The sequence below is a fragment of the Acidiferrimicrobium sp. IK genome, assembly GCF_025499425.1.
In the GTDB taxonomy this organism is placed as follows: domain Bacteria; phylum Actinomycetota; class Acidimicrobiia; order Acidimicrobiales; family Palsa-688; genus Acidiferrimicrobium.
In genome coordinates, this window is record NZ_JAIMCB010000038.1 from 1 (window position 1) to 1,563 (window position 1,563).

Below are 1,563 nucleotides of genomic sequence, written 5' to 3' on the forward strand. Positions count from 1 at the left end.
CGTACTTGTTTAGCGGGGCGCCCGCGTTGAAGTAGGTGGCGTGAATGTGTCGGTTGTGTGGGGCGTCAGGCCAGGAGGATGGCGAGGCCGGGGTCGGGTGCTCGGGCCCGGTCGGCGAGGTAGCCGACGGCGTCGTGGCCGTGCTGGGTGGCGGTGCGCAGGATGCTGGCGATGATCCCTTGGGTGCGCGCCCCGTTCCAGGTGCGGTTCCCGCCCCAGGTTTTGCGGTTGACGACGGCGGGTCGGATCCCGGTCTCGGCCCGCCAGTTGGTGGCGTCGACATCGGCCGCCTCGCCGGCGGTGAGGAAAGTGAAGAGGTGGGGGGCTTGAGCAGCGAGATGTTTGATCAGCCGGCGGTTCGCGTCATGAGCGACGGGGCGGCCGGCGAGGCGCTCGACGCGGCCGGCGAGTTCGACTGCGGCGGCCGCTCTCGCCGGGGCGTCGAGGTCCCTGGCGGCGAGAGCGTCACCCAGGATCGCCTTGACCTGGCGGGGGATCTTGCGATCTACGCCGGCGAGATCGGCTTCCATCTCATGGCAGCGTCGCAGCAGGTGAGCCAGGCACGACTGGTGGGTGGCGTGGTCGTAGCGGTTGTAAACGACCCAGCCGTCACGCACGATCGTGCCCGCATAGTCAGCCGTGATCGTCTCGGTGGCGTCAGGGAACCCTCGGCCGGCGGTGACCCAGTAGAGGGTGAGCCCGCTGTTGGTGGCCACCCACATCCACGCCCCGTCCCCGCCGACACGCCAGCCGGTCTCATCCATGGTCAGCACCGGGGACCGGTTCGCTGCTGTGACCAGCTCAGCGTGCACCGCCACCAGTTCCCGGGAGGCGGAGGTGGCCGACGCCTGCGCGATCGCGGCCCGCGTCACGGTGATCCCGAACCGGGCCAGCACCGCGGCGGTCCGCTCGAACGACAGGCCCAAGCTGTAGTGCAGCCAGGCGCCGAGCGCTTTGGCGTTCGGGCCCACCGAAGAGGCGGCAGCACCCAACGCCTGGGAGGTCTGCTCGGCGTGACGGCCCTGCACCCGCTTGCCGCACCCGCCGCAGTGGCCGACCTCCACGTCGAAACGGGTGACCGTCGCCGCGACCTTCGGCGGGATGTCAACCTGCCACTGCTCCTCGACCCGGTCACAGACCACCGTGGCACCGCAGTCAGGGCAGGCGACGGGCAGTCCCGCATCGAGCACCCGATCCGGCGGCCCCGCAGGGGCGGCCCGGTGTCCGTGGCGGCCATGCGCGTCACCGCCCTTGCGGCCAGGCCGTTTGGGGTGACGCTCGATGTTGCCCTTCGAGAACGGCGCCGCCTGGCGTTTGCCGCCCCGGCGGACGTCTTCGAGCGCCCGCTCGAGCTCGTCGATCCGGTCCCGCTGGGCGATCAACGCCCCGTCTTTCAACACGATCTCCGCTGCCTGCTCGGCCACCAGCGCTTCCAAGCGGGCCACCGCCGCCTCCAACACGGCGAGGCGATCGGCGGCGTCCACCCCACCAGCCTGCCCGGCGTCGCGCGCTCCGTGGTGGACCCTCACTCACCGCGCGACCAACACCTCGCTAAACAAGTAC

At 71.0% G+C, this 1,563-nt stretch carries 1 protein-coding gene; it reads right to left on the minus strand.

Translation table 11 applies throughout. The features are described 5' to 3' along the window. Positions 1-65: 65 nt before the first annotated feature. The gene (gene tnpC / locus K6U06_RS24450; protein ID WP_262324608.1) at positions 66-1,484 is read right to left on the minus strand and encodes an IS66 family transposase; all 1,419 of its coding nucleotides are present in this window, start codon (positions 1,482-1,484) and stop codon (positions 66-68) included. Positions 1,485-1,563: the final 79 nt, after the last annotated feature.